The following is a 24,260-nucleotide window of genomic DNA, read 5'->3' as shown; positions in this document are numbered from 1 at the left end:
ACTGGCGCCAGACCATGCCGACCCTCCACGTCTGTCCCCTCTCGCGTCTGCCCGAGACGGTCGCCGCCACCGATGCGAGCCACGTGCTCACGCTGATCAATGTCGGCACGCCGCTGGAGCGGCCGGCCGCGATTGCGGCGGAGAACCACGTCGTCATCGGGGTCAGCGACATCGCCGCGTCGCGCGACGGGCACGTTTTGCCGGCTGAAGAACATGTGGCCCGGGTGCTCGACTTCATTCGGGCCTGGCCGCGGGAGAAGCCGCTCGTCATCCACTGCTATGCCGGGATCAGCCGGTCGACAGCCGCCGCCTATATCGCAGCCTGCGCGCTGGCGCCGGAGCGCGACGAGGCGGCGATCGCCGAGGCCCTGCGCGCAGCTTCGCCTTCGGCGACGCCCAACCCCCTGTTCGTGGCCATCGCCGACCGCATGCTCGGCCGCGACGGCCGCATGGTCGCGGCGATCGCGCGCATCGGTCGCGGCGCCGACGCCTTCGAGGGCACGCCGTTCAGCCTGGCGCTGGCGTGAGCCGAAGTGTGGCGCAAACGCCGCCGCGTGGCTCCAAAACGGTGCGGATCCGGCCAGCGGATTGGCCCCCTGGGTTGTGGGCACCGGGTTTCGCGCCGTACAACCACCCCCAAAGGAAGTATCTGGGATGAGTGCGAGCAGACCCGAGGGGGCCCCCGCCGCCGGCGACCTGCCCTTCGAGAAGGCGCTGGAACAGCTGGAGGAAATCGTTCGCCGGCTTGAGCGGGGCGACGTGCCCCTCGACGAATCGGTGGCGATCTATGAGCGCGGCGAGGTGCTGAAGAAGCATTGCGAGGCGCTGCTGAAGCGGGCCGAGGCCCGGATTCAGCGGATCACGCTGGGCTCCGATGGGCGGCCCGAGGGCGTTGCCCCACTCGACATGTCCTGAGGCTCGGCGGTCAAACCGATCCCATCCGTTAGAGGTTGATGCCGTGGCAATTACCCCCGAGCAGAGTGCGCTTCTCGATCGTGTCCCGAATCCTGCGGCGCTGCGGCGTCTTCCGGAATCGGATCTTCCGGCTGTTGCGGAGGCGGTGCGCGCCGAGATGATCGACGCGGTGTCGATCACCGGCGGCCATCTGGGCTCGGGGCTCGGCGTGGTCGAGCTGACGGTGGCGCTGCACCACGTGTTCGACACCCCCGACGACCGCATCGTCTGGGACGTCGGCCACCAGTGCTACCCGCACAAGATCCTGACCGAACGCCGCGACCGCATCCGGACCCTGCGCCAGGGCGGGGGGCTGTCGGGCTTCACCAAGCGCAGCGAGAGCGTCTACGACCCGTTCGGCGCCGCCCATTCCTCGACCTCGATCTCGGCGGCGCTGGGCATGGCGGTCGCGCGCGACCTCGACAACGCCACCGCCAAGGTGAAGGGCCGCCCGCAGAAGCGCCGCAACGCCATCGCGGTGATCGGCGACGGCTCGATGTCGGCCGGCATGGCCTACGAGGCGCTCAACAATGCCGGCGCCCTGCACTCGCGCCTGATCGTCATCCTCAACGACAACGACATGTCGATCGCCCCGCCGGTGGGCGCCATGTCGGCCTATCTGGCGCGGCTGGCCTCGGGGGGCGCCTACCAGTCCCTGCGCGAGACCGCCAAGCAGCTCGGCAAGCTGCTGCCGAAGGCGCTCTACCAGCGCGCCGCGGCGGCCGAGGAATACGCCCGCTCGCTGGTGGTCGGCGGCGGCACCATGTTCGAGGAGATGGGCTTCCACTATGTCGGCCCGGTGGACGGGCACAATCTCGACCACCTGCTGCCGGTGCTCAAGAACGTCCGCGACGCCGAGCACGGCCCGATCCTGCTGCACGTCGTCACCCAGAAGGGCAAGGGCTACGCGCCGGCCGAGGCGAGCGCCGACCGCTACCACGGCGTGGTCAAGTTCGACGTGATCTCGGGCGTGCAGGCCAAGGCCAAGCCGAACGCGCCGGCCTACACGCGGGTGTTCGGCGAGAGCCTGATCAAGGCGGCGGATGCCGACGACAAGGTGGTGGCGATCACCGCGGCGATGCCGGGCGGCACCGGCATCGACCTGTTCGGCAAGGCGCATCCGGACAAGACCTTCGACGTGGGCATCGCCGAGCAGCACGCGGTGACGTTCGCGGGCGGGCTGGCCACCGAGGGCTACCGGCCGTTCGTGGCGATCTACTCGACGTTCCTGCAGCGGGCCTACGACCAGGTGGTGCACGACGTGGCGCTGCAGAACCTGCCGGTGCGGTTCTGCCTGGACCGGGCGGGTCTGGTGGGCGCGGACGGGGCGACGCATGCCGGCGCGTTCGACCTGGCGTATCTGTGCTGCCTGCCGAACATGACCGTGATGGCGGCCTCCGACGAGGCCGAGCTGGTGCACATGGTGGCCACCGCCCACGCGCATGATTCGGGGCCGATCGCCCTGCGCTACCCGCGCGGCGAGGGCGTGGGGGTCGAGCTGCCGGAGCGGGGCGCGGTCCTGACGATCGGCAAGGGCCGGGTGGTGCGCCGGGACGCGGAGGCGCGGGTGGCGATCCTCAGCCTGGGCACGCGGCTGGCCGAGGCCTCGAAGGCGGCGGACACGCTGTCCGAGCAGGGCGTGGCGGTGACGGTGGCGGATGCGCGGTTCGCCAAGCCGCTGGACGAGGCGCTGATCCTGGATCTGGCGCGGGACCACGAGGTCCTGCTGACGATCGAGGAGGGCTCGCGGGGCGGGTTCGGCGCGATGGTGCTGCACCTGCTGTCGGAGACGGGGGCGCTGGACGCGGGCGGGGTCCGGGTGCGGACGCTGACGCTGCCGGACACCTACCAAGACCACGACAGCCCCGAGAAGATGTACGCCGAGGCCGGCCTCGACGCCAAAGCCATCGTCAAGGCGGTCCTCGATGCCCTGCCGGCGGCGTCCGGCAAGGCGGAGCCGGCCAGCAACGTGGTGAGCGTGCGCCGCCGTCCCCGCTGATCGCGCGTTTCGCGACGGCGCTCCGACCCGCGCACCTCGTCCTGAGGGGCCGGAGCGGAGCGCAGGCCCCGAAGGCGCCTTCCGGAGGTCGCGCGATCTCCGGAAGGCGCCTGCGAGGCGGCTCCGCCGCACCCCGGGATGAGGGTGCGGCAGGGCGAACCCGCCTCCCTAGCCCAGCGTCTGCGCCACCGCCTTGCCGCAGGCCTGCGTGTCGGCGTTGCCGCCGAGGTCGCGGGTGCGCAGGGTCCGCTCGGACAGCACCCGCTCGATCCCGCTGACGATCTCCCGGGCGGCTTCGTGCTCGCCGAGATGCTCCAGCATCATCGCCCCCGACCAGATCTGACCGATCGGGTTGGCGATCCCCTGGCCGGCGATGTCCGGCGCCGAGCCGTGGACCGGCTCGAACACGGACGGGTGCACCCGCTCCGGGTTGATGTTGCCCGACGGCGCGATGCCGATCGTGCCCGTGCAGGCGGGCCCCAGATCCGACAGGATGTCTCCGAACAGGTTGGAGGCCACCACCACGTCGAACCGGTCCGGGTTCAGGACGAAATGCGCGGTCAGGATGTCGATGTGGTACTGGTCCCACCGGACGTTCGGATAGGACTCGGCCACCGCCTTCACCCGCTCGTCCCAGTACGGCATGGTGATCGAGATGCCGTTCGACTTCGTGGCCGAGGTCAGGTGCTTCTTCGGGCGCTTCTGGGCCAGCTCGAAGGCGAATTTCAGGATCCGGTCGGTCCCGTGACGGGTCATGATCGTCTCCTGCAGGGCGAATTCCCGGTCGGTGCCGGCGAACATCCGGCCGCCCGCGTTCGAGTACTCGCCCTCGGTGTTCTCGCGGACCACCCAGAAGTCGATATCGCCCGGCTTGCGGTCGGCGAGCGGGCACTTCACCCCCGGCATCAGCCGCACCGGGCGCAGGTTGGCGTACTGGTCGAATTCCCGCCGGAACAGGATCAGGGAGCCCCAGAGCGAGATGTGGTCGGGCACCCGCTCGGGCATGCCGACGGCGCCGAAATAGATCGCGTCGTGGGTCTCGATCTGCGCCTTCCAATCCTCCGGCATCATCCGGCCGTGCTGCTCGTAGTAGTCGCAGCTCGCGAAATCGAACCAGTCGAGCTGGAGCGAGAAGCCGTGGTGCTTGGCCGCCTGCTCCAGCACGCGCACGCCCTCCGGCACCACCTCCTTGCCGATACCGTCGCCGGGAATGACGGCGATGCGGTAGCGGCGGGACGGGCTGTTCGGGTGGCCGGGTTTTTCTGGACCGGGTTTTTCTTGGCCGGGTTTTTCTTGGCCGGGCATGTGTCCTCCACGCATGTCGGAGATCGGGCTTTTGCGGAGCCCGGGTCGGAGACGTCAGGGTGATTGTTGCACCCGAGCGTGCGGTCAACACGCCGGCCTGACAATCAGTCGGTTTCGCCCGCCATCGCCCGGCGCTGGCGGTCGAGTTCCTCGCTGTAGCGCTTCAGCGTGTGGCTCTCGGTGAGCAGGCCCAGCACCTTCCGGCTCTCGGCACTCTCGACGACTGCGAGCGCCTCGCTCTCCGTGCGGTCGAAGGCTGCGGCGGCGTCCTTGGCGTTCATGCCCGGCGTGAGGAAATCGTCCCCATGGAGGAGCAGGTCGGCGAGCACGGGCTGCGCGTCGGCGCCGGAATCCCGGGACGCCGCGTGCGCCTCGGGCACGTTCACGATGCCGGCATAGCGCCCGCCCCCGTCCACGGCGATCACCCGAGAGGGCGAGCCGAGGGGATGGGCACGCAGGAAGGTGGGCAGCGGCGTATCCACCGCCACGGTCCCGGGATTGCGGCGCATCAGGCGGCCGACGGTGAGCGAGCGGATCCAGCCGACATCGTGGGGGCTGCGGATGCTCTCGCCGCGCAGGTGGAAGCGCCAGGTGGCGAAGGAATAGCCGAAGGTCTTGCGCACGGTGAGCGAGGACGCGATCACCGCCGCCAGCACGACGCCGGTGATCGGCAGGCTGCCGGTGACCTCCAGCGCCAGGAACGTCATGGTCAGCGGGCCGCCGATGATCGCCACGGCCAGGGCGCTCATGCCGATCACCGCGTAGGCCAGGGGCGTGAGGCCGAAATCCGCGAGCGGCGGCACCAGCACGGGGGCGAGGGCGGCGAACAGCTTGCCGGCGATGGCGCCCAGGAACAGGGACGCGAAGAACAGACCGCCCCGGAACCCCGAGCCGATCGAGATCGCCGACGCCACCGCCTTGGCGGCGAACAGCCCGGCCAGGGCCGCGATGCCGTGTCCCTGCCCCTCGGCGGCGAAATGCATGTGCAGGGCGCCGTGACCGCCCGAGAGCACCTGCGGCGTCGCCAGCAGCGCCAGCGCGCCGACGCACAGCCCCCCGAAGGCGGGCGCCGCCACCCGCGGGACGCCCGAGGCCTGGACGAGGCGCTCGACCAGGGTGACCCCGCGCATGATCAGGATGCCGAGGCCCGCACAGACCAGCCCGAGGGCGAGGCTCGGCAGGATCTCCAGGCTGGTGACGTGCGAGGTCGTGACCGCCTGCATGTCTCCGAGATCGACGAGCGGCTGGGCCTCGATCAGCGACCGGGAGATCAGGTTGCCGCACAGGGCCGCGACGATCACGGGCGTCAGGGTGGCGATGGAGTAGGTGCCGATGATCAGCTCGAAGGCGTAGAAGGCGCCGGCGAGCGGCGCGCCGAAGCCGGCCGCGATGGCCCCGGCCGCACCGCAGCCCACCAGGGTGCGCAGGTCGCTGCGCCGCACCTCGAAGGCGATGCCGAGCCGCGAGGCGAGGCCGGAGGCGATCTGTGTGTAGCCGGCTTCGAGCCCCACCGAGGCGCCGGACCCGTTCGAGATGACGTTCTGGAGTGCGAGGTAGAGGCTGTCGCGCAGGGACATCCGGCCGCCATGCAGGGCGTTCGCCTCGATCGGGTCGATGGCGGGGCGCTTGCGCGGGCCGCGGACGTAGTTGGCGGCGACGATGAGCAGGCCGAGCACGCCGCCGCCCAGGCAGGGCCCCACGAGGAGGAGCACCGGCGACACGGCATCGACGGCGCTGAGGCGCGCCCCCGCGGGCAGCTGGTAGAGCCCCTCGCGCAGGGTCTGGGTGATCCAGGTCATGGCGGAGACCGCCACGCCGGCGACGCAGCCCACCAGGGTCGCCAGGACGACGAGGCCGCCCTCGCTCCGGCGAACGAGGCTGCGCAGCCGTCCGGGGGCCTGGATGAGGCCGATCCCGGCCCAGCGGCGACGGGTCCGCCGGCTCGGCCGGACGGCCGATCGGGCCGGGACATCGGCCGATCCCTCGCCGGGCGCCCTGCCCCCGCCGGCGCCCGCTGGCTGTCGCGCGCTCACGGTCCGCCTCTTCGCCTCCGGTCGGTTCGATCGGCGGGGTCGACGCCTCGACTCCGCCGTCGCAGTTACAGCCGGGGTCGATCCCGTTGCAAACGGGCGCGTGCCGCAGGGGCGCTGCCGGCCCGGCGCGGGGGAGCCGGACGGCGCTATCCACGGAGTCGAAATCCCGTGCACACATCGCCTTGAAAACTGCCGCGGCCCACGATACACCCCGCGCCAGTGCCGCCGTAGCTCAGTTGGTTAGAGCACCAGATTGTGGATCTGGGGGTCCCCCGTTCGAGCCGGGGCGGTGGTACCATTCATTCAGCTCGACAGCGCAAGGGGTTGGCGGATCGCCGGCCCCTTTTGCTTGGGGGGATGCGTCCGGCGCCTCCCGGATCCGGCGTTCTCGCCGGACGAGCGTCTCGGGACGACCGCACAGCTTGGGCGATCCCGACGGTCTCAGGCGTGGTTGGGCGCGGCGTGCGGGAGATCGTCCACCGTTCACCGCGGATGGCCTAGCGCGACGGCGGATGCGGGGCGAGCCGGCCCGGGATGGACGCCATGGTGCAGCGGCAGCAGCCCGGCCTCGCATCACCCTTGAGGCGCCCCAGGCCGTCGGGAGAGTGGGGGCGCGCCCCGCCCTCCGGCCGGCAGCGGTGGCGACCACAGCCCGCGTCGGATATCGCACGTCCGATCGGCCTCGCGGGCACGCCTGCCGGATCGGACGGGTGCCGGGTCGCGCGGTCGCCGGCCCCGGTGAGCGGACGGCCGAGGGTCCGGCATGCCCAATCCGGCAGGCAGGCAGCCGCAGCACCACATGAGCGGACCGGACGTCCGACCGAACCCGTTCCAGCGTGCGCGCCCCATGCGAGATCCGAACCGATGCCCCTGATCGATCCCGCTCGCTCGCTTCTCCTGATCATCGACGTTCAGGTCCGGCTGATGCCGGTGATCGCCGACGGAGCCGGAATCCTGGCCAATACGGGCCGCCTCGCCGCCGCCGCGCATCGCCTCGACGTCCCGATCCTGGTCACCGAGCAGAATGCCGGTGGCCTCGGCCCCACCGTGCCGGAACTGGCGCCCGAGCCCGGGACGGCCTTCCCCAAGATGAGCTTCAGTGCCACCCGGGCGCCGGGCTTCCTCGAGCGGCTGCCCGCGGATCGGGACCTCGTGGTCACCGGCTGCGAGGCGCATATCTGCGTGCTGCAGACCGTTCTCGGGCTTCTCGAGGCCGGGCGCCGCGCCTGCGTGGTGTGCGATGCCGTGGGTTCGCGGCGGACGGAGAGCCGGGCGGTCGCGCTCACCCGGATGGCCGCCCACGGGGCCGAGATCGTCACCACCGAGATGGTGGTGTTCGAGTGGCTCGGCACGGCGCGCCACCCGCGGTTCCGCGAGATCATGACGCTCATCAAGTAGGCGCCGGCGCGGCTCCCGGCCCGCCGAGCCGGCATCCCCTTCGACGGTAAGCGGCCTAGGGACCGTCCAGGGCCGCACGGGTCTGCGCGTCGGGACCGATATCATCGGCGCCGTTCATGCCCAGAACCTCGATCAGGCGCATCCGGGCGCGGCTGACCCGGCTCTTGATCGTGCCGACGGCGACGCCGCAGATCGCCGCGGCCTCCTCGTAGGTGAAGCTCTGGGCGCCGACCAGGACCAGCGCCTCGCGCTGAGCCGGCGGCAGACGGTTCAGGGCGCTCTGGAACTGCGCCATCTCCATCCGGATCTCCTGCTCCGGGAGGGCGCTGAGCCGCCCGGCATGCACGCCGTCGGCATCCTCAACCTCGCGCTTGCGCTTGCGCTGCTCGGAATAGAACAGGTTCCGCAGGATCGTGAACAGCCACGCGGTCAGGTTGGTCCCGCGGCGGAAGCTGGCGGCGTTGATCCACGCGCGCACCAGCGTGTCCTGCACGAGATCGTCCGAGCGGTCGAGGTCGTAGGTCAGCGAGAACGCGAAGGCCCGCAGGGCCGGGATCGCGCCCAGAAGGAGGTCGCGCATCTCGGCATCGGCCCCTACGGGCGCCGGACCGGATCCGCTCCCCGCGGGGGCGGCTTGCAGCATCAGGGTCATTGCGAGGCCTCCGTGTCGGAGCAGGCGGCGAGGTCGTCGAGCAGCATCCGGAGCCGGTCCGGAATCGGCAGCGCCAGCACCCCGGCGTAGTGCAGGCGCAGGCCGCGCCCGATCCGGTCCCGCGCCGCGCCGTCGATCGAACGACCGGGCGCACCGGCCCGCCGCGCCGGGCGCGGCCCGACCGCGGCGCATCCCTCGGTCGCATCCGGCGCTCCGGCGGAGCCCGCCCTCGCCCGATCGTCCTCGTTCCCTGACATGGTCGCGCCCCCTGCCGTGCCCGATGCGGCCCCGGAGGCCCGGCCTCCGCCGGACCGGTCTCGGCGCGGCGGAGACGCATCTCATCGCTGTCCGGCACGGCTGGTAGGCGCGACGGATTTAATCGGCTCTGAACTGCGCATTCATCTAATTTTAATTATCAAATGGCCCAGCTTGGGCCGAATTTTCAGGATATATACTCAGTTACAATTCAGAAATACTTATTTTCAGCTTGGCTGTACCGAGGATGCGCGGAGGCACCTGAACGGACGCTGACCGCGCTCCGGGCCGCCTGTCCGACCGGGCGCGGTCTCGCTCCTCCCGAAGCCGAACGTGCCGCGACCAGACCCGTCCTGGCGCGCGCCGCGCGCGGGTGCGTCGACGGCAGACCCGGTCCCGGGATTCTTCCAGGGGGAGGCGATTCGAAGGGGCGATGTCCCGACCGCTGCCTGAGGAGAGCGGTCGCCGCGCTCCGGGAGCAGGCCCAACCCACTCTGATCGTGCGGAAAACGTCTGGTGCCGGTGGAGAGGATCGAACTCCCGACCTTCGGTTTACAAAACCGCTGCACTACCGCTGTGCTACACCGGCTCGCGAGACGCTTGCTACCAGCCGCCGTGCCGCCGCTCAACCCGAGGGGCGCGAAGAATTGCGGCGGCCCGCCTCATTGGCCCGAGCGGCGGATCAGGCGCTTGAAGCGCTGGTCCGCGGTATCGAGGCGGTCGGCGATGCCGCGGCGGATGCACTTCCCAACGGAATCGCCGGCGTAGAAGCCGACCGTCTGGTCCTGGTATCGGCAGGCCTGGATCGGCGGCCAGGCCACCACCCCCGCGACGACGAGGAGCACGACCAGGCTGTCGACGACGAGCCAGCCCTTCCAGCCGAGCCGGAGGCGGCGCCCCCGTTCGGGTGCCCGGCTCCCGCGGGGGGGACGGTTCGCCGCTTCGGGGCCGACCCGTGCCATGCGGGCGCGGAACTTCGCCTCCTCGAGGGCATCGGACGCACCTTCGGACGCGGCGGGAAGAAGCGGGCGGCTGGACATGGCGGACTCACGGGGAGCGGAGCAGAGCGCGGCGGCACGACACGCCGAAGGTTCAGTTGATGAGCCGCTTCAGGAGGGCGAGGTTGTCCTGGATCGAGAGGACGTTGCCGAGCATCTCGTTGCGGGCGCAGGCACCGGCCCCGACGAGGCCGAGCCAGCCCGCCGCCGGACGGCCGCTGCAATCGGCGAAGCTGCCGTACAGGAACAGCGCCGCCGGCACCGCAAGCACGGAAATCTTGATCAGCGAAGACAGCCGCCCGAAAAAGCCCTTGCGTGCCCGCTGCGGCTCGTCCCGATCCGCCCGCCAGGTCGCATCGTCCGGCTCCCAGGCATAGCGGTCCGCTTGATAGGCTGCCGCGTCGATGTCCCGGTCCCGGCGATACATGGCGAGGGCGCACTCGGTCTGATCCAGTCGGGAGCAGATTGGCACGCCTTCGTGAAGCTCAACCTAAGGGAAATGTTTAAGTTCGTCTGAACGGGTGGACTGTCCCGCCGGGCCGGTCGCCTCAGGCCGCCAGCGCCCGCTTCACCGTGGCGCGCAGATCCGCCAGGGAGAAGGGCTTGGTCAGGACATCGGTGACGATGGCATCGAGCCCCCGCGCGCGCTCGCGCTGATCGGCGAAGCCGGTCATCAGCAGGATGGTCAGGTCGGGGAAATCGCGCTTGGCCGCCAGGGCCAGCGCGATGCCGTCCATGAGCGGCATGCGGATATCGGTGAGCATCAGATCGAAGCCGCCGTCGGCCTCGTTGAGGCGATCGAGCCCGTCACTGCCATCGCTGGCCGTGACGACCGCATGGCCGTCGATCTCCAGCCCCCGCTTGAGGAAGCCCCGGACGGTCTCTTCGTCATCCACCAGGAGGATGCGCGCCATGTGGTCCCGTGATCGTCCCCGAAGCCCGCGAGCGCCCCGTCGCGATGATGCGGACGCCCAAACGTCGACAGACACAGGCGAATTTGCCGCCTGTCAAGACGTCGCACGTCGAATCGTCAATCCTGCCGTGCAGCGCGGCGAAAATGCCGCGCCGCGGCGTCTCGGTCAGGCATCGAACAGATCCGGGCCGCCATCCCCGTAATCGACCACGCCCACGAAGGGCAACTGCCGGAAGGCGTGCGCGGCATCCATGCCGTAGCCGACGACGAAGACATCGGGGCAGACGAAGCCGACGAAATCCGCGTCGATCGTCACGGCGCGCTTGCCGGGCTTCTCCAGCAGCACCGCGGTGAGGACGCGCCGGGCGCCGCGGGCCATCAGCAGGTCCTTGGCGAAGACGACGGTGCGGCCCGATTCCAGGATATCGTCCACGAGCAGCACATCCCGCCCGCGCACCTCGCTCTGCACGTCGCGCAGGATCTCGACCTGACCGCTGGACACGGTCCCCGTACGGTAGCTCGACAGGTGCACGAACTCGACCTGCGGCGCGAGGCCGACCCGGTGGAGCGACCGGAGCAGGTCGGCCGCGAACATGAAGCTTCCCTTGAGCACGGCCACGACGAGGAGGTCCTCGGGCCCGGCAGCCAAAATCTCCTGGGCGAGTTCGTCGTTGCGCCTGGCGATGGCCGCCTCGTCGAACAGGGTCCGGACGCGCCGTTCAGGGGTGCTCATCACTCGTATCCCGAAGCCCGTTCGCGGGACGGGATCCGCCACCGCACTGGAGAGGGTCTTAGCGTCCCGGGCGCCGTCGGGAAACTCCGGATCCGAAACGACGGCGGGCCGACATCAAGTCGCGCCCGCAGGACCCGCCAACGCCGGGAGCGTCAGGCCTCGGTTCCCTGCCGGAACGGGCGGAGCAGGCGGGTGAGCCGGCGCCGGCGCGGCGCGGCCGCGCCGGCATGCCGCTCGGCCGTCACGTCCGGCAAGGGCTCCGGTCGGGGCTCCGGTCCGGACTCCAGCCCGGACTCCCGGTCCATCCCCTCCGGCGCCTCCGCGGGCTCGACATGCCGCACCTGTTCCAGGACGTCCGCCACGATGCGCGGAATGGGGCGCTCGTGCTCCTCCAGCAGCAGCGACGCGGTCCAGAGGCGGCTGGCGTTCGCCAGCGGCAGCGTTCCCTGGGTCAGGCGCTCCATCAGCATCCGATCGGCCAGCGACGCCGCCAGCGCGCTCACAATCTCGAGTTGATCCTGCTGTGTCGTGCTGTTCATGGCAGTCTTCACGCTCAGACGATATTCAATTCACGCGGTCGAGAGCGTAGGCGGACAAATTTGGCAATTCTATAACCCACACCAGAACCGGGGAATGCCCGCGAACAAAACCAGAGGACAATGAAACGACACGCCTTCCGGTCCCCTGCAGGAGCTGGTGCGCTGGGCGGTGCTGGCGGGCCTGGCCTGAGCCGGCCTTGAGGCAGGTCAAGGCCGGGATCCGGATCGCGCCCCATCCTGGCGGTCCCGAACCCGGACCGGCATCCCGCCGACGAACCTGCCGATCCAGCCGCCGACCTAGCCGCCGATACACCTCATGCCTGCCCTGACCGACCTCATCTACGTGGTGGACGACGACGCGGCCGTCCTCCACTCCACCCGCTTCCTCCTGGAAAGCGAGGGCCTCCGGGTCGAGACCTTCGCGGACGGACCGGAACTGCTGGCCGCCTTCCCGGGGCCGAGCCCGGCCTTCGTCCTCCTCGACCACGTCCTGCCGGGGCTCGACGGCCTGGAAGTCTGCGCCAGGCTCCACGACCTCGATGCCCGCGTGCCCGTGTTCCTGATCACCGGACACCCCGACCCCGCCATCCGCGCCCGGGCCCGCGCCGCCGGGATCCCGCTGGTCGACAAGCCCCTCGCCTTCGACGCGCTCCTCGGGCTCCTCGCCCCGGACGCCGCCCGAGACACCGCCCGAGACGCCGCCCCGGCGCCACGCCCAGCGCCCATCCCCCAGCCGGCCTGACCACACCCGGCGGAAACCAGACCGGCCAGAGCGAAATACGGCGCGCATCGGGCCAGCGTGCGAACACCCGGCAGAGGGCGAGCCGACCTGCGGCCCGTCCTGCCACCCATCCTGCCACCCCCATCATGCCGCCCCCGTCCTGCCCCCACCGCAGCAGAAGCCATCGAGACGGGCGCGCTCGGAATGGCGCGGCGGTCCGGCCCCTCAGGCCGCCTTGGACACCCCCTCGGCGGAGGCCGCCTCGACGACCTCGTGCGACAGCGTGCGCGCCTCCGCTTGGTAGTCGGCCATGCTTCTGGTCAGGAACGCCGTCTGAAGCTCGAACGCATCCTTGAGCGAGCCGCATCGGGTGAGCGCGGCCAGATGGTCCGCCTGGGCCTGGAGACGGCAGCCCGTGAAGCGCACCGTCTCAGTGGCGATGCGCAGCGGCAGATCGACGGCAAAGGCTTGCCAGGCGCCGAAGCCTGTACCCAGGCCGGCCTTGATGGACTCCATCGGGTCGGTGGACGACGGTGCCTGAAGAGGCGTCACGGTCTCAGAAGCCATCGGGATCTCCTGTCTCGACATCCGGGCCACGAATGAAGTTCCGGCACGATCCGCATTGATTCAGATCAATATCTCAAATCCAATACAACTATTCGCTCAGATATTATTGAGAAAAACCCGACCGGACAGGTCGGACGCCGGCGGACGCGACGCCCCGCGACCCGATCCAAGGCTCGGCGCCAGCTCCGGATCTCTCGGGCATCGCAGGCCGCGGCCCGTCCGCGCCCGGGGCTCGGCCCTCGACCCCTTGCTCCAGTCGCGAAGGGAGAAGCCGACGCGACGCGTCGAGAGCTGGACCGAGCCCGCGATGCCCAACGGATTCACCGTCGTCCGCAGCCCCGTCCCGGTCGGTGCGCCGGCATCGCGGGGGCCGGAACCTGGCGTGGTCGCGCCCCACGGGCCTGAGCCCGGCCCGCTTCGACGGGGACGGTTTGATCCAACGCAAGGCCCGCGAACCAGGCGGGCCCTAGCTCGGCGGCGCGGACGGAGGCACCCTCGACATGGCCACGGCGGCGGTAGGCTCAACCGGAACAGGATGGTCGGCCGCCGAGTGGGGGACGCGGGTGCGGAGGTGGCTGGCGGTCCTGCCGCTGGCGGGCCTCAGCGCGGGCCTCCTGGCGCAGGCGCTCGGGCGTCCGGACTTCGCGACGGCGGCCTGGGCGTTCGCAACCCTGGCGGTCCTGGCCGTCCTCCTGACGCAGGTCGTGACGAGCTTGGCGCGCGGCGATGTCGGGCTGGACCTCGTTGCCCTTCTCTCGATGGGCGGCGCCCTCCTCCTGGGTCAGACGCTGGCCGGTGCCGTCATCGCCCTGATGTACGCGGGCGGCCAGTCGCTGGAGGCCTATGCCACGGGCCGGGCCGGGGCGGCGATGACGGCGCTGATCGCGCGCCAGCCGCGCACCGCCCTGCGCGAGGAGGGCGGTGTGTTGCAGGAGGTCGCCCTCGCGGCGCTGGTCCCGGGGGACCGGATCCTGGTCCGTGTCGGTGACGTCGTGCCGGTGGACGGGTGGGTCGCGGCGGGCCGGGCGGTGCTCGACCGGTCGAGCCTGACCGGCGAGGCGCTACCGGTCACCCTCAAGGCGAACGAGCCCGTGCTCAGCGGCACGGTGAATGCCGGCACGCCGTTCACCCTCTTGGCGGAGCGACCCGCGGCCGAGAGCACCTATGCCGGGATCGTCCGCCTGGTCGAGGCCGCCCGGGCCCAGAAGTCGCCGATGGCGCGGTTGGCGGACCGCTACGGGCTCGGATTCCTCGCTCTCACGCTGGCTTTAGCCGGCGGCGCCTGGGCCGCCACGGGCGACCCGATCCGGGCCCTGGCGGTGCTGGTCGTCGCCACGCCGTGCCCGCTGATCCTGGCGGTGCCCGTCGCCCTCGTCTCGGGACTGTCGCGCGCAGCCGGCATCGGCGTGTTGATCAAGGGCGGCGGCGCGCTGGAGATGCTCGCCCAGGTGCGGGTCCTGGTGATCGACAAGACCGGCACCCTGACCCGCGGCTCCGCCCGACTCGCCGCCCTGCGAACCCTCGGCGCGCACGGGGAGGCCGAGGTCCTGCGCCTCGCGGCGTCCGTCGATCAGGCCTCGGGCCACCCGGTGGCGCGGGCCCTGGTCGAGGAGGCCCGGGGGCGCGGCCTGATCCTTCCGCAGCCCTCGATGGTCGCGGAATCCCCCGGCGAGGGGGCGAGCGGCCGGGTGGAGGGGCGGCTCGTCATCGTCGGAGGCGCGCGCCTGATGCGCCGGCACGGCATCGTCTTCCCGCCGGCGGCCGGCCCCCGACAGGCCGCGGCGGCGGCATCGACGGTCCTGGTCGCCGTCGACGGCACGCCGGCCGCGGTCCTGGACTTCGCGGACCCGCTGCGGACGGATGGCGGCCGGGCGCTCATGGACCTTCGCGCCTGCGGGATCACGCGCGTGGTGCTCGCGACCGGCGACCGGCGCGGCGTCGCCGAGGCGCTCGTCGCCGGCCTGCCCGTGGACGCCATCGTGGCCGACCTCGATCCGGCAGCCAAGACCGGCACCGTGGCCGCCGAGCGTCGGAACGGCCCCGTGATGATGGTGGGCGACGGGGTCAACGACGCGCCCGCGCTGGCGGCGGCCGATCTCGGCGTGGCCCTCGGCGCCCGGGGCGCGGCGGCGGCGGCCGAGGCGGCCGACGTCGTCCTGCTGGTGGACAGCCTGGCGCCGCTGCCGCAGGCGATCCACATCGCGAAGCGCGCCCGCGCCATCGCCCTCCAGAGCGTGTGGATCGGCCTCGGCCTGTCCCTCGCCGGCATGGTCGCGGCGGCGCTGGGCCATCTCTCGCCGCTTCAGGGGGCGCTCCTTCAGGAGGCCATCGACGTCGCGGTGATCCTCAACGCCATGCGCGTGCTCGGCGGCCCCCGGGACGGGCGCGAGCCGACGGCGGAGGCCGTGGGCCATCCCTGACGCCCGCCGGCAGCCGGCGGGCTTGCGCTGGATCAAGGTGGCCCCTCGCGGCTCCAGCGAGGTTCCCCGCGTCGGCATCGACGCGGGCCGGAGCTGAGCCATGGACTACGCCAACATCCTCGTTTCCGCCGACCTCGGCGAAGCGGCGCTGGACCGGATGCGCCTCGCCGCCGGCCTCGCCCGGCGCTTCGCGGCGACGCTCACGGGCGCGGCGGCCCATCCGGTGCCGGCCCCCCTCCTGGTCCGCGATGTCTACGATGCCATCGCGCAGGAGCAACGCAACACGGCACAGGTCCAAACCATCCTCGAACAGGCGCAGGCCCTGTTCCGGCGTGCCGAGACCGAGGGGATCGGCACGGACTGGCGCGCCGGCTTCGCGGACGCCGTCACGCACGTCATCGAGACGGCCCGCGCCGCGGACCTCGTGGTCCTGAGCCGGCGGGGACCGGGCGACGCGGATCCGGGACCGCTCGGCGTGCCGCCCGGGCCCGTCCTCATGGAGGCCGGCAGGCCGGTCCTGGTGGTGCCGCCGGGGCTCGCGAGCCTGACGGGGTCGCGCATCGTCGTCGCGTGGCGGGACGGTCCCGCAGCGCGGCGGGCCGTGTCGGCGGCTTTGCCATTCCTGCGGGCGGCGGACCGGGTCCACGTGGCGACCGTCGGCGCCGATGCCCGGCCCGACGGTGCGGACGACGTGGCCGGCCACCTCGCGCGGCACGGCGCGCACGTCGCCGTCCATCACCTGCAAACGGAGGAGGATGCCGGCTCGGAGATCCTGCGGTTCGCCCTGCGGCAGGATGCGGATCTGATCGTCACGGGCGCCTACGGCCATTCCCGGTTGCGGGAATGGATGTTCGGCGGCGTCACGCGCGATCTCCTCGAGCGCTCCCCACGCTGCTGCCTGATGAGCCACTGAGCCCGCGCTTCGTCGGGGCCGCCCGTTCGCAGGCTGGACGAGCGCTTCCCGATCGCGGGCGTCGAACGGCACCATCCCGCGGTGCCCGCGTTCCGGTCCGATCCGTGCGACGAGGCCAGGCTCGCCGGCCCGGACGCGTCAGGGTCGCGCTGGGCGGCGGCAGGGAGGCAGAGCCATGGACAGTCGGCTTCTCTACGTCAGCCGGCGGAGATCCTCCGAGGCCGACGTCCGGAACATCGTCGAGACGTCTCTGTCCCGGAACGCCCGGCTCCGGGTCACGGGAGCCCTCGTGGCGTCGCGCACCCGGTTCGCGCAGATCCTGGAGGGGCCGCGCCCCGCGGTCGATGCCCTGATGGACAGCATCCGTCGCGACCCGCGGCATACGGAGGTGGCGGTGCTGCTGTACGACGACATCGACCGGCGGCGCTTCGCCGACTGGAGCCTCGCCTATTCCGGCGCCTCCGTTTACGTCGACAGGCTGATCGCAGCCCTGACCGCGCGTGCCCCGGCGCAGCCGGACCCGGCCGACCTGCGCCGCCTGATCCAGGCCATCGAGGAACTCGCGCGGGCCCGGCTCTGACACCGCCGCACGGGCCGGGGAGCCGACGGCGCCCGCGGGGCCGTCATTCGACGAAGCCCCAGCCGGCCTCGAGGGCGCGGCGCTCCTCCTCGGTCAACGGGTTGGCCCAATCGGGCGCGTTCGGCGCCCGCACCGGCGGCACCGCCTCCGCGGCTTCGGGGCGCGCCGGGGCGCCACGGGGCGGCGGCTCACGCTTGCGCGTCGGCCCGGTGGTCGTGCCGCTCCGGGCTGTTGGTCGCTTGCGCATCGCCGACCCCCTAGGTTCAATGGGACAGGAACAGCGGCACGGGGCTGTTCCGCAGGAGCGAGCGGGTGACCCCGCCCAGGAAGAACTCCCGCTTGGGGGAATGCCGGTAGGCTCCCATCACGACCAGGTCGGCGCGGAACAGGCCGGCCTGGCTGCGCAGGGTCTCGGCGATGCCGTCCCCCTTCGGCAGGTCGTTGACGACGACGTTCACGCCGTGCCGCGCGAGGTGGGGCGCGAACTCGGCCCCGGGGACGGCCTCGTGGATCTCCGCGTCGTCGCAGACCGAGACGACCTCGATCGCTTCGGCGGCGCGCAGGAACGGCAGGGCATCGTTGGCGGCCCGCGCCGCCTGCGCGCTGCCGTCCCAGGCGACGATGATCCGCCGTGCGGCGAAGGCGTCGCGGCCCGGCGGCACCGCGATGACCGGCCGCCCGCTCTCGAAGAGCGCCCGCTCGATGGTCTCGCGATCGAGGTCGAACCGTCGCGGTCCCGCGTCCAGGACCGTGAGGTCGTGCAGGCGCGCCTGCGTGGCCAGCCGGGTCACGACGTCCGGGTAGGTCAGCCCCGGCGCCTCCGTCGTGCAGACAACGCCGACCTGGGCCGCATCGCCGGCCGCACGCTCCGCGATGGAGCGCGCCAGCGCGTCGAGACGGCGGTCCACGAGAGCCTCGCCCACGTAGTCGAACTCGCCGAGCCACGCGTCGTCGCCCGTGAGGCGCCAGGAGGCCGACTGCACGGTGAGGTGCGCATTGGCCGCCTTGGCCAGCGTCAGCCCGTAGCCGATCGCCGCGATGGGGGGATCGAACTCGCCCTCCACGGTCGTGCCGACGAGGACGTCGCGAATGCCCGCGAGTGGGGAGCGGGAGGGGCTGGACATGGAGCGTCTCCGATTCGTGCCGGCCCCATGGTTCGTCCCGTCGCGGCTGGGCAGCCTTGATCCACCTCAAGCGGCCCACGATGCGGAGTGTTCAATTTCGCACATTCGCCCGACGGGATCGTCTATATTCGACCAACAACACTGCCGAAAGGCTGTTCACTGATTCCAAAATGCAGTAATTTTTGGTTGTCATGGCGCAACCGATTGGAAGTTCGGGACGGATGCGTTTTCATCGTCGCGGCCCGCAGGACCTCTCCGGGTGCAAGCGATGACGAACCCCGTCGACGCGCCCGGCCACCCTCGCGACGATGCCACCGCTCAGACCGGCGACGACCTGCGGCTGACCCTCGACGAAGTGGGCATTTGCATCTGGTCGCTGGACATCGTGACCGGTCGCGCCACGGTGTCGCCGACCTGTGCCCGCCTGTTCGGCGTCCCGGCCGAACGATTGACCACCTTCGCCGCCTCACAGGCCCTCGTGCATCCGGAGGACCGTCCAGCCCGCGCGGAGGCCATCGAGAGAGCCGTGCGGGAGGGGGGCAGCTACGAGGTCGATTACCGCGTCCTGCGCCCCGACGGGCATGTCTGCTGGCTGCGCTCGCGCGGCCGGGTGCAACTCGACCCGGAACGCAGCCCCTTCCGGCTCCGCGGGGTCGTGCTCAATATCGACGAGCAGAAGCGGGCCGAGGTCGATTTGCGGGCCCGCGAGGCTCACCTGCGCTCGATCCTCGACACCGTGCCGGAGGCCATGGTCGTCATCGACGAGGCAGGCCGGATCCATTGGTTCAGCGCGGCGGCCGAGCGTCTCTTCGGCTACGCGGCCGACGAGGCGGTCGGTCGGAACGTCCGCATCCTGATGCCGGAGCCGATGCGGAGCGAGCACGACGCCTACCTCGACCGCTACCGGCGGACCGGCGAGCGCCGCATCATCGGCACCAACAGGGTCGTGACCGGCCTGAGGCGGGACGGCTCCACCTTCCCGATGGAGCTGGCCATCGGCGAGATGCGCGCGGGCGAGCAGGTCTTCTTCACCGGGTTCATCAACGACCTGACCGAGCAACGCCGCACGCAGGCCCGTCTCGAGGAACTCCAGGCGGAGCTGGTCCACATGTCCCGCCTCAGCGAGATGGGCGAGATGGCTTCGACGCTGGCCCACGAGTTGAACCAGCCGCTCGGGGCCATCAGCAACTATACCAAGGGCTGCAAGCGCCTTCTGGCGCATCCCAGTCCCGAGAACGTCGCCAAGACGGTGGAGGTGCTCGACAAGGCCGCCGAGCAGGCCTTGCGGGCGGGACAGATCATCCGGCGCCTGCGCGAGTTCGTCACCCGCGGCGAGACCGAGAAGCGGGTCGAGCCCGTCGCGAGCCTGATCGAGGAGGCCAGCACGCTGGCCCTGGTCGGGGCCCGGGAGCAAGGCGTTGTCGCGCGCGTGCACGTGGATCCGAGGGTCACGTCCGTCCTGGCCGACCGCGTTCAGGTTCAGCAGGTCCTGATCAACCTGATGCGCAACGCCCGCGAGGCCATGCAGCAGGGGCACCGGCGCGAATTGCGCGTCGAGGCCTGCCCCGCGGGAACGGACCACGTCGAGATTGCCGTCGTGGACACCGGGCCGGGCATCTCGGACGCGGTGGCGGACCGGCTGTTCCAACCCTTCGTCACCACCAAGGCGAGCGGGATGGGCGTCGGGCTCTCGATCTGCCGCACCATCGTCGAGGCTCATGGCGGCCGCCTATGGGTCGAGCGCAACGAGGCCGGCGGGGCAACCTTCCGGCTGACGCTGCCGGCCGCGCACGATGGAGACCTCGGTCATGCCAGCTAGCCTTGTGCACGTGGTCGACGACGACCCGGCCATGCGGGACTCGGTCGGCTTCCTGCTCGGCACCGAAGGCTTCGAGGTGCGGCTCTACGAGACTGCGACCGACTTTCTCCAACGGCTCGTCGAGCCGGCAGCGGGCTGCGTCCTGACCGATATCCGCATGCCCGGTCTCAACGGCCTGGAGTTGCTCCGCCGCCTGCGGGCATCCGGCCACAAGCTTCCGGTTATCATGATGACCGGGCACGGGGACGTCCCGCTCGCGGTGGAGGCGATGAAGCTCGGCGCCTGCGACTTCATCGAGAAGCCGTTCGACGACGAGGCCCTCCTGCAGGCGCTGCGCTCCGCCCTGGAACGCAACGGCGCGGCCGAGGCGGTGGATCCGACGCTGCGGGAGTTCGTCCGGCGGGTCGGCACCCTGAGCGAGCGCGAGCGGCAGGTCCTCGACCAGCTGGTCGCCGGCGGCACCAGCAAGGAGATCGGCCGCACGCTCGACATCAGTCCGCGCACCGTCGAGATCTACCGGGCGAAGCTTATGGCCAAGACGCAGGCCGGCACCCTGCAGGAGCTGGTGCGCTGGGCGGTGCTGGCGGGCCTGGCCTGAGCCGGCCTTGAGGCAGGTCAAGGCCGGGATCCGGATCGCGCCCCATCCTGGCGGTCCCGAACCCGGACCGGCACCCCGCCGACGAACCTGCCGATCCAGCCGCCGATACACCTCATGCCTGCCCTGACCGACCTCATCTACGTGGTGGACGACGACGCGGCCGTCCTCCACTCCACCCGCTTCCTCCTGGAAAGCGAGGGCCTCCGGGTCGAGACCTTCGCGGACGGACCGGAACTGCTGGCCGCCTTCCCGGGGCCGAGCCCGGCCTTCGTCCTCCTCGACCACGTCCTGCCGGGGCTCGACGGCCTGGAAGTCTGCGCCAGGCTCCACGACCTCGATGCCCGCGTGCCCGTGGTCCTGATCACCGGACACCCCGACCCCGCCATCCGCGCCCGGGCTCGCGCCGCCGGGATCCCGCTGGTCGACAAGCCCCTCGCCTTCGACGCGCTCCTCGGGCTCCTCGCCCCGGACGCCGCCCGAGACGCCGCCCGAGAGGCCGCCCCAGCGCCACGCCCCGCGCCCCTCCCCCAGCCGGCCTGACCACACCCGACGGAAACCAGATCGGCAAACCGGCGCGCGCCGGCGTGCCCGAGGCCGAGCTACCCTGGCCGAGGCGACCGCGGCGCCCGCATGCGGCGGCGGACGATCCCAAGGCCCCTGTGCGCTCCGTCACAGCGTGCGGCCAAGCAAAAGAACCGGCCCACGTCGCTCTTGTCTCCACGGAACGACGATTTGCCAAGCTTATTCATGAACATTGCGGCGAAACCCGCACAAAGATCTTGAGCTGGATCAATGTATCGCCGCACCAATACGGAGACCCTGAAAATCGGGAAGGCGGCAGGCCGTCTGCCGCTCGCGCTCCGGACGCCCGCTCGGTCCGGCCGCCGGGGCCCCTTCGTCAGGGGGAAGCCGATGAGAACCATCGAGAACCGAACCGAGGACATGATCCCGAACGCGCTCAACATCCTCCTCGGGATCACGCTCGTCCTCGCACCCTGGTATCTGGAGTTGAGCTACGATTCCGCCGCCGCACGCAACGCCTTTCTCAGCGGCGGCGCCATCACCGTCGTCGCGTTGCTGGCCCTCGGCCGGACCTACGATTGGGAAGAGTACCTCAACCTCGCCCTCGGCCTATGGGCGGCCATGGCGCCGTGGGCACTGGGCTTCGCGGAGACCAGGGGCGCCATGGGGGTGCATGTCGGGGTCGGGCTCGCGGTGGCCGCCCTGGCCGCGTTCGAACTCCGGCGGCTCTACGTGTCGCCCCAGGCGCGCTCGGTCTGAGGCGGCCCGGGCGCCGGAACGGCCGCGGCAGCCCTGCGCCGCGCGCGGCCGCGTCCCTCACGGCATCGTTTCCAGGAGGCTGCCATGCCCCTCGACCCCGTCGCGCTCGCGGCCGCCGCGTCCTTCACGGTCGGCTGCGCGGGCATCCACGCCCTGCGCCGTCATGCCGACATCCTCACGCTGGTTCTGGGCGTGCTGGCATACGGGCTCGCCACCCTGGTGGGCGCCCTCCTCGCGGGGCGCTCCGGCCTGCCCGGGCTCCCCGACCCGGTTCCCGCCTGGGCATTCGCGACGACCGCGGGCCTCTGAGCCCGACGCGCGGCACTACGTAATTGTCCGTAAGCAAGTTCGCTTAAGACACGAACCGGAATTTCATCGCTCCCCGAGGGCGGCCAATCTCGCTCCCACGACGAGGTGAGGAGCGAAGCGATGAGCACCGACTACACCGCACGGACGTCCACGCAGATCCCGGCAGGCCATTCGGCGCCCTTCCCGAGCCTGGACGCAAGCGCCCTGTTCGCGGGCTGCCCCGAGGTGATCGGGACGCCGTTCTCCTACACCCGCGAGGAGGAAGTCTACGGCGAGGGCGAGGAGGCCGAGTTCGTCTACAAGGTCGTCAGCGGCGCGGTGCGCACGCACAAGGTGCTGAGCGACGGCCGTCGTCAGATCACCGGCTTCCGCCTGCCCGGCGACCTGTTCGGGTTCGAGCAGGGCAAGATCCACCGCCACAGCGCCGAGGCGCTCACCGACACCAAGGTGCTGATCTTCAAACGGCGGCAGGTCGAGCGCGCCGCGACCGACCGGGCCGAGTTCGCCTGCCAGCTCTGGGACATGGCCACGAACGATCTGAGGCACGCCCAGGATCACATGCTGCTGCTCGGGCGCCGCTCGGCGGCGGAGCGCGTGGCAAGCTTCCTCATCGACGTGGACGCACGCCTGGGCGGCACCGGGACCTTCGCCCTTCCGATGACCCGGCGCGACATCGCCGACTTTCTCGGGCTGACCATCGAGACCGTGTCGCGCACCCTTTCGCAGCTGGAGGAGGACGGGGCCCTGCAACGCGTCGGCGGCCGCCAGGTCAGCCTGAGACGCGCCCGGCTCCACCGCATGATCGAGGACTGAGCGCGACGCCGCCCCGGCGGATCGCGACGGATCGTGCTGCCGCGCCGTCAATGGGCGAGGAACAGCGGAAGGGGGCTGCGGGCCAGGAGCGACTGGGTCACGCCGCCGAAGAACCATTCCTTCAGGCGGGCGTGCCGGTAGGCGCCCATCACCAGCATGTCGGCGCGGAACAGGCCCGCCTGGGTCCTGAGCGTCTCCGCGACGTCGTCGACGACCGGCAGGACGTTCACCGACACGGTCACGCCGTGGCGCGCGAGGTGCGGCGCGAACTCGGCGCCGGCGACCGCGGCCGACAGGTCCTTCTCGCCGACGACGGACACGATCTCGACCGCCTCGGCGGCGCGCAGGAACGGCAGGGCATCGTTGGCGGCCCGCGCCGCCTGCGCGCTGCCGTCCCAGGCGACGACGATCCGACCGGCAGGCCAGGCCGAGCAGCCCGCAGGCACCACGATGAGCGGGCGACCGCTGCCGAACAGGAGTCCGTCGATCAGGTCGCGGTCGAGATCGACCTCCCGCGCCTCCGCGTCCAGGACGGTCAGGTCGGCGAGGCGCGCGCGGGCGGTGAGCCGGGCGATCAGATCCGGGTAGGCCAGCGCGGGCGCCTCGGTCGTACAGGTCACCCCCGCACGGGTGGCATCCCCGGCGGCCCGTTCGGCGACGGCCTGGGCGAGGACGCGCAGGCGCCGGTTCTCGTCCGCGACGAGGCCGTCGACGAACCCCAATCCCGCCCCGCCCACCATGGTGAGACGGCGGGCCGCGGACTGCACGGTGAGGTGGGCGCCCGCCGCGGCGGCGAGCGTGAGGCCATAGCCAAGCGCCGTTCCGGGCTCGTCGCCGCGGCCCTCCTCGGTGACGGCGACCAGGATGTCGCGCAAGGCGGCGAGGGGCGATGAGGACGGGAGGGACATGAGAGCTCCGGGCTGCCGATCGCCCGAGTCTCGACGGGTGCGGCCGCTCGACCTTGATCCAGCTCAACGCCGGACCGTCGGCGACCGCGCCGGATCACCCGATCCGGTCAGGGCTTCTTGCGGAGGCGGGACACGAACCGCTCCACCGCCCGCGCCATCGCTTCGAGCCGCGGCTTCAGCGCCGGGATGTCCTCGCTCAGGAGGGCGAAGCCGAGGGGCAGCATCCAGAGGCCGAGGATCGGCAGGAACGACAGCAAGCCGCCGCCGATCAGGGCGAGCGCCGCCGCCAACCGCGCCGGCCGCCGCGAGGGTTTCCTCAGCCACGTGACCGCATCGCGCAGGCGCCCGGGAAGGCGGCCGGTCAGCCGCTCCACCCGTGCATCCCAATCCGCTGCGGTCGGGTCCGTCGTGATCCTGCTCATGGACGA

General features: G+C 71.4%; 28 protein-coding genes and 2 tRNA genes. 15 read left to right on the top strand and 15 right to left on the bottom strand.

Features of this window, described 5'->3' with window-relative positions:
• The first annotated feature begins 14 nt into the window (after nucleotides 1–14).
• The 3 genes from PQI07_RS12165 (at nucleotide 15) to dxs (ending at nucleotide 2,953) form a co-directional block, all read left to right on the top strand.
• On the top strand, nucleotides 15–527 hold the full coding sequence (locus tag PQI07_RS12165; RefSeq protein WP_043348372.1) for a tyrosine phosphatase family protein: 513 nt from the start codon (nucleotides 15–17) through the stop codon (nucleotides 525–527).
• Between the two features lie 127 nt (nucleotides 528–654).
• A complete protein-coding gene (locus PQI07_RS12160) occupies nucleotides 655–915 on the top strand; it encodes an exodeoxyribonuclease VII small subunit (protein WP_043348369.1) in 261 nt (86 codons plus the stop codon).
• 43 nt (nucleotides 916–958) lie between these two features.
• Nucleotides 959–2,953 (top strand): 1-deoxy-D-xylulose-5-phosphate synthase, encoded by a 1,995-nt coding sequence (gene dxs, locus PQI07_RS12155; RefSeq protein WP_274926701.1) that lies wholly within the window; start codon nucleotides 959–961, stop codon nucleotides 2,951–2,953.
• 168 nt (nucleotides 2,954–3,121) lie between these two features.
• On the opposite strand, the gene PQI07_RS12150 is transcribed toward dxs, so the two are convergent.
• Nucleotides 3,122–4,258, bottom strand: a complete 1,137-nt coding sequence (locus PQI07_RS12150) for a tartrate dehydrogenase (RefSeq protein WP_274926700.1) — start codon at nucleotides 4,256–4,258, stop codon at nucleotides 3,122–3,124.
• Between the two features lie 104 nt (nucleotides 4,259–4,362).
• On the bottom strand, nucleotides 4,363–6,291 hold the full coding sequence (locus tag PQI07_RS12145; protein ID WP_274926699.1) for a chloride channel protein: 1,929 nt from the start codon (nucleotides 6,289–6,291) through the stop codon (nucleotides 4,363–4,365).
• Nucleotides 6,292–6,512: 221 nt separating this feature from the next.
• Here PQI07_RS12145 and PQI07_RS12140 point away from each other — a divergent pair.
• Together PQI07_RS12140 and PQI07_RS12135 are read left to right on the top strand one after the other, a co-directional pair.
• A tRNA-His gene (locus PQI07_RS12140) sits at nucleotides 6,513–6,589 on the top strand.
• Nucleotides 6,590–7,155: 566 nt separating this feature from the next.
• Nucleotides 7,156–7,689, top strand: a complete 534-nt coding sequence (locus PQI07_RS12135; RefSeq protein ID WP_274926698.1) for an isochorismatase family protein — start codon at nucleotides 7,156–7,158, stop codon at nucleotides 7,687–7,689.
• A 55-nt stretch (nucleotides 7,690–7,744) separates the two neighbouring features.
• Here PQI07_RS12135 and PQI07_RS12130 read toward each other — a convergent pair whose 3' ends face one another.
• The 8 genes from PQI07_RS12130 to PQI07_RS12095 all read right to left on the bottom strand — a co-directional run bounded on the left by PQI07_RS12130 (nucleotide 7,745) and on the right by PQI07_RS12095 (nucleotide 11,779).
• Entirely contained in the window at nucleotides 7,745–8,341 is a 597-nt protein-coding gene (locus PQI07_RS12130) for a sigma-70 family RNA polymerase sigma factor (RefSeq protein ID WP_051044938.1), read from the bottom strand.
• Nucleotides 8,338–8,598, bottom strand: a complete 261-nt coding sequence (locus PQI07_RS12125; RefSeq protein ID WP_075380900.1) for a NepR family anti-sigma factor — start codon at nucleotides 8,596–8,598, stop codon at nucleotides 8,338–8,340. The genes PQI07_RS12130 and PQI07_RS12125 overlap by 4 nt, the downstream gene beginning before the upstream one ends.
• Before the next feature lie 512 nt (nucleotides 8,599–9,110).
• Nucleotides 9,111–9,185: transfer RNA gene (locus PQI07_RS12120), tRNA-Thr, on the bottom strand.
• A gap of 73 nt (nucleotides 9,186–9,258) precedes the next feature.
• On the bottom strand, nucleotides 9,259–9,636 hold the full coding sequence (locus PQI07_RS12115) for a hypothetical protein (protein ID WP_043354364.1): 378 nt from the start codon (nucleotides 9,634–9,636) through the stop codon (nucleotides 9,259–9,261).
• A 52-nt stretch (nucleotides 9,637–9,688) separates the two neighbouring features.
• Nucleotides 9,689–10,021 carry a hypothetical protein gene (locus PQI07_RS12110; protein WP_043354363.1) on the bottom strand — a complete coding sequence of 111 codons (333 nt, stop codon included), beginning with the start codon at nucleotides 10,019–10,021 and terminating at the stop codon, nucleotides 9,689–9,691.
• Between the two features lie 121 nt (nucleotides 10,022–10,142).
• Complete coding sequence (locus PQI07_RS12105; protein WP_043354361.1) at nucleotides 10,143–10,508, bottom strand: response regulator; 366 nt, start codon at nucleotides 10,506–10,508, stop codon at nucleotides 10,143–10,145.
• Nucleotides 10,509–10,673: 165 nt separating this feature from the next.
• A complete protein-coding gene (hpt, locus tag PQI07_RS12100) occupies nucleotides 10,674–11,240 on the bottom strand; it encodes a hypoxanthine phosphoribosyltransferase (protein ID WP_043354359.1) in 567 nt (188 codons plus the stop codon).
• A gap of 152 nt (nucleotides 11,241–11,392) precedes the next feature.
• On the bottom strand, nucleotides 11,393–11,779 hold the full coding sequence (locus PQI07_RS12095) for a hypothetical protein (RefSeq protein WP_274926697.1): 387 nt from the start codon (nucleotides 11,777–11,779) through the stop codon (nucleotides 11,393–11,395).
• A gap of 316 nt (nucleotides 11,780–12,095) precedes the next feature.
• On the opposite strand from PQI07_RS12095, the gene PQI07_RS12090 reads away from it, so the two are divergent.
• Nucleotides 12,096–12,521, top strand: coding sequence for a response regulator transcription factor (locus PQI07_RS12090; RefSeq protein ID WP_274926696.1), 426 nt, complete (start codon nucleotides 12,096–12,098; stop codon nucleotides 12,519–12,521).
• Nucleotides 12,522–12,725: 204 nt separating this feature from the next.
• Here the strand turns inward: PQI07_RS12090 and PQI07_RS12085 are convergent, their stop codons facing one another.
• The gene (locus PQI07_RS12085) at nucleotides 12,726–13,067 is read right to left on the bottom strand and encodes a phasin family protein (RefSeq protein ID WP_274926695.1); all 342 of its coding nucleotides are present in this window, start codon (nucleotides 13,065–13,067) and stop codon (nucleotides 12,726–12,728) included.
• A 500-nt stretch (nucleotides 13,068–13,567) separates the two neighbouring features.
• Between PQI07_RS12085 and PQI07_RS12080 the strand changes: the two genes are divergently transcribed.
• The 3 genes from PQI07_RS12080 (at nucleotide 13,568) to PQI07_RS12070 (ending at nucleotide 16,980) form a co-directional block, all read left to right on the top strand.
• Complete coding sequence (locus PQI07_RS12080; protein ID WP_274926694.1) at nucleotides 13,568–15,487, top strand: heavy metal translocating P-type ATPase; 1,920 nt, start codon at nucleotides 13,568–13,570, stop codon at nucleotides 15,485–15,487.
• Nucleotides 15,488–15,587: 100 nt separating this feature from the next.
• Nucleotides 15,588–16,400 (top strand): universal stress protein, encoded by an 813-nt coding sequence (locus PQI07_RS12075; RefSeq protein WP_274926693.1) that lies wholly within the window; start codon nucleotides 15,588–15,590, stop codon nucleotides 16,398–16,400.
• A 175-nt stretch (nucleotides 16,401–16,575) separates the two neighbouring features.
• A complete protein-coding gene (locus tag PQI07_RS12070) occupies nucleotides 16,576–16,980 on the top strand; it encodes a BLUF domain-containing protein (RefSeq protein WP_075380907.1) in 405 nt (134 codons plus the stop codon).
• Nucleotides 16,981–17,023: 43 nt separating this feature from the next.
• Here the strand turns inward: PQI07_RS12070 and PQI07_RS12065 are convergent, their stop codons facing one another.
• A complete protein-coding gene (locus tag PQI07_RS12065; protein ID WP_274926692.1) occupies nucleotides 17,024–17,227 on the bottom strand; it encodes a hypothetical protein in 204 nt (67 codons plus the stop codon).
• A gap of 16 nt (nucleotides 17,228–17,243) precedes the next feature.
• Complete coding sequence (locus tag PQI07_RS12060; RefSeq protein WP_043388201.1) at nucleotides 17,244–18,104, bottom strand: universal stress protein; 861 nt, start codon at nucleotides 18,102–18,104, stop codon at nucleotides 17,244–17,246.
• Nucleotides 18,105–18,372: 268 nt separating this feature from the next.
• Here PQI07_RS12060 and PQI07_RS12055 point away from each other — a divergent pair, with 268 nt between their 5' ends.
• The 6 genes from PQI07_RS12055 (at nucleotide 18,373) to PQI07_RS12030 (ending at nucleotide 22,924) form a co-directional block, all read left to right on the top strand.
• Nucleotides 18,373–19,923: a PAS domain-containing sensor histidine kinase gene (locus tag PQI07_RS12055; protein WP_081948865.1), complete on the top strand. Its 1,551-nt coding sequence runs from the start codon at nucleotides 18,373–18,375 to the stop codon at nucleotides 19,921–19,923.
• Nucleotides 19,913–20,521, top strand: coding sequence for a response regulator FixJ (gene fixJ / locus PQI07_RS12050; protein WP_043354340.1), 609 nt, complete (start codon nucleotides 19,913–19,915; stop codon nucleotides 20,519–20,521). The genes PQI07_RS12055 and fixJ overlap by 11 nt, the downstream gene beginning before the upstream one ends.
• A 114-nt stretch (nucleotides 20,522–20,635) precedes the next feature.
• On the top strand, nucleotides 20,636–21,061 hold the full coding sequence (locus tag PQI07_RS12045) for a response regulator transcription factor (protein WP_274926691.1): 426 nt from the start codon (nucleotides 20,636–20,638) through the stop codon (nucleotides 21,059–21,061).
• A 372-nt stretch (nucleotides 21,062–21,433) separates the two neighbouring features.
• Nucleotides 21,434–21,802 carry an SPW repeat protein gene (locus PQI07_RS12040; protein ID WP_043387222.1) on the top strand — a complete coding sequence of 123 codons (369 nt, stop codon included), beginning with the start codon at nucleotides 21,434–21,436 and terminating at the stop codon, nucleotides 21,800–21,802.
• A gap of 84 nt (nucleotides 21,803–21,886) precedes the next feature.
• On the top strand, nucleotides 21,887–22,111 hold the full coding sequence (locus PQI07_RS12035; protein WP_274926690.1) for a hypothetical protein: 225 nt from the start codon (nucleotides 21,887–21,889) through the stop codon (nucleotides 22,109–22,111).
• 120 nt (nucleotides 22,112–22,231) lie between these two features.
• Nucleotides 22,232–22,924 carry a helix-turn-helix domain-containing protein gene (locus tag PQI07_RS12030; RefSeq protein ID WP_179697326.1) on the top strand — a complete coding sequence of 231 codons (693 nt, stop codon included), beginning with the start codon at nucleotides 22,232–22,234 and terminating at the stop codon, nucleotides 22,922–22,924.
• A gap of 47 nt (nucleotides 22,925–22,971) precedes the next feature.
• On the opposite strand, the gene PQI07_RS12025 is transcribed toward PQI07_RS12030, so the two are convergent.
• Nucleotides 22,972–23,832: a universal stress protein gene (locus PQI07_RS12025; RefSeq protein ID WP_043354331.1), complete on the bottom strand. Its 861-nt coding sequence runs from the start codon at nucleotides 23,830–23,832 to the stop codon at nucleotides 22,972–22,974.
• A gap of 107 nt (nucleotides 23,833–23,939) precedes the next feature.
• On the bottom strand, nucleotides 23,940–24,254 hold the full coding sequence (locus PQI07_RS12020; protein ID WP_179697327.1) for a hypothetical protein: 315 nt from the start codon (nucleotides 24,252–24,254) through the stop codon (nucleotides 23,940–23,942).
• Nucleotides 24,255–24,260 lie beyond the last annotated feature (6 nt).

Origin of the sequence: Methylobacterium sp. 092160098-2 (assembly GCF_028920805.1) — a bacterium.
In the GTDB taxonomy this organism is placed as follows: domain Bacteria; phylum Pseudomonadota; class Alphaproteobacteria; order Rhizobiales; family Beijerinckiaceae; genus Methylobacterium; species Methylobacterium fujisawaense.
This window is presented reverse-complemented; position numbering and strand designations above follow the sequence as displayed.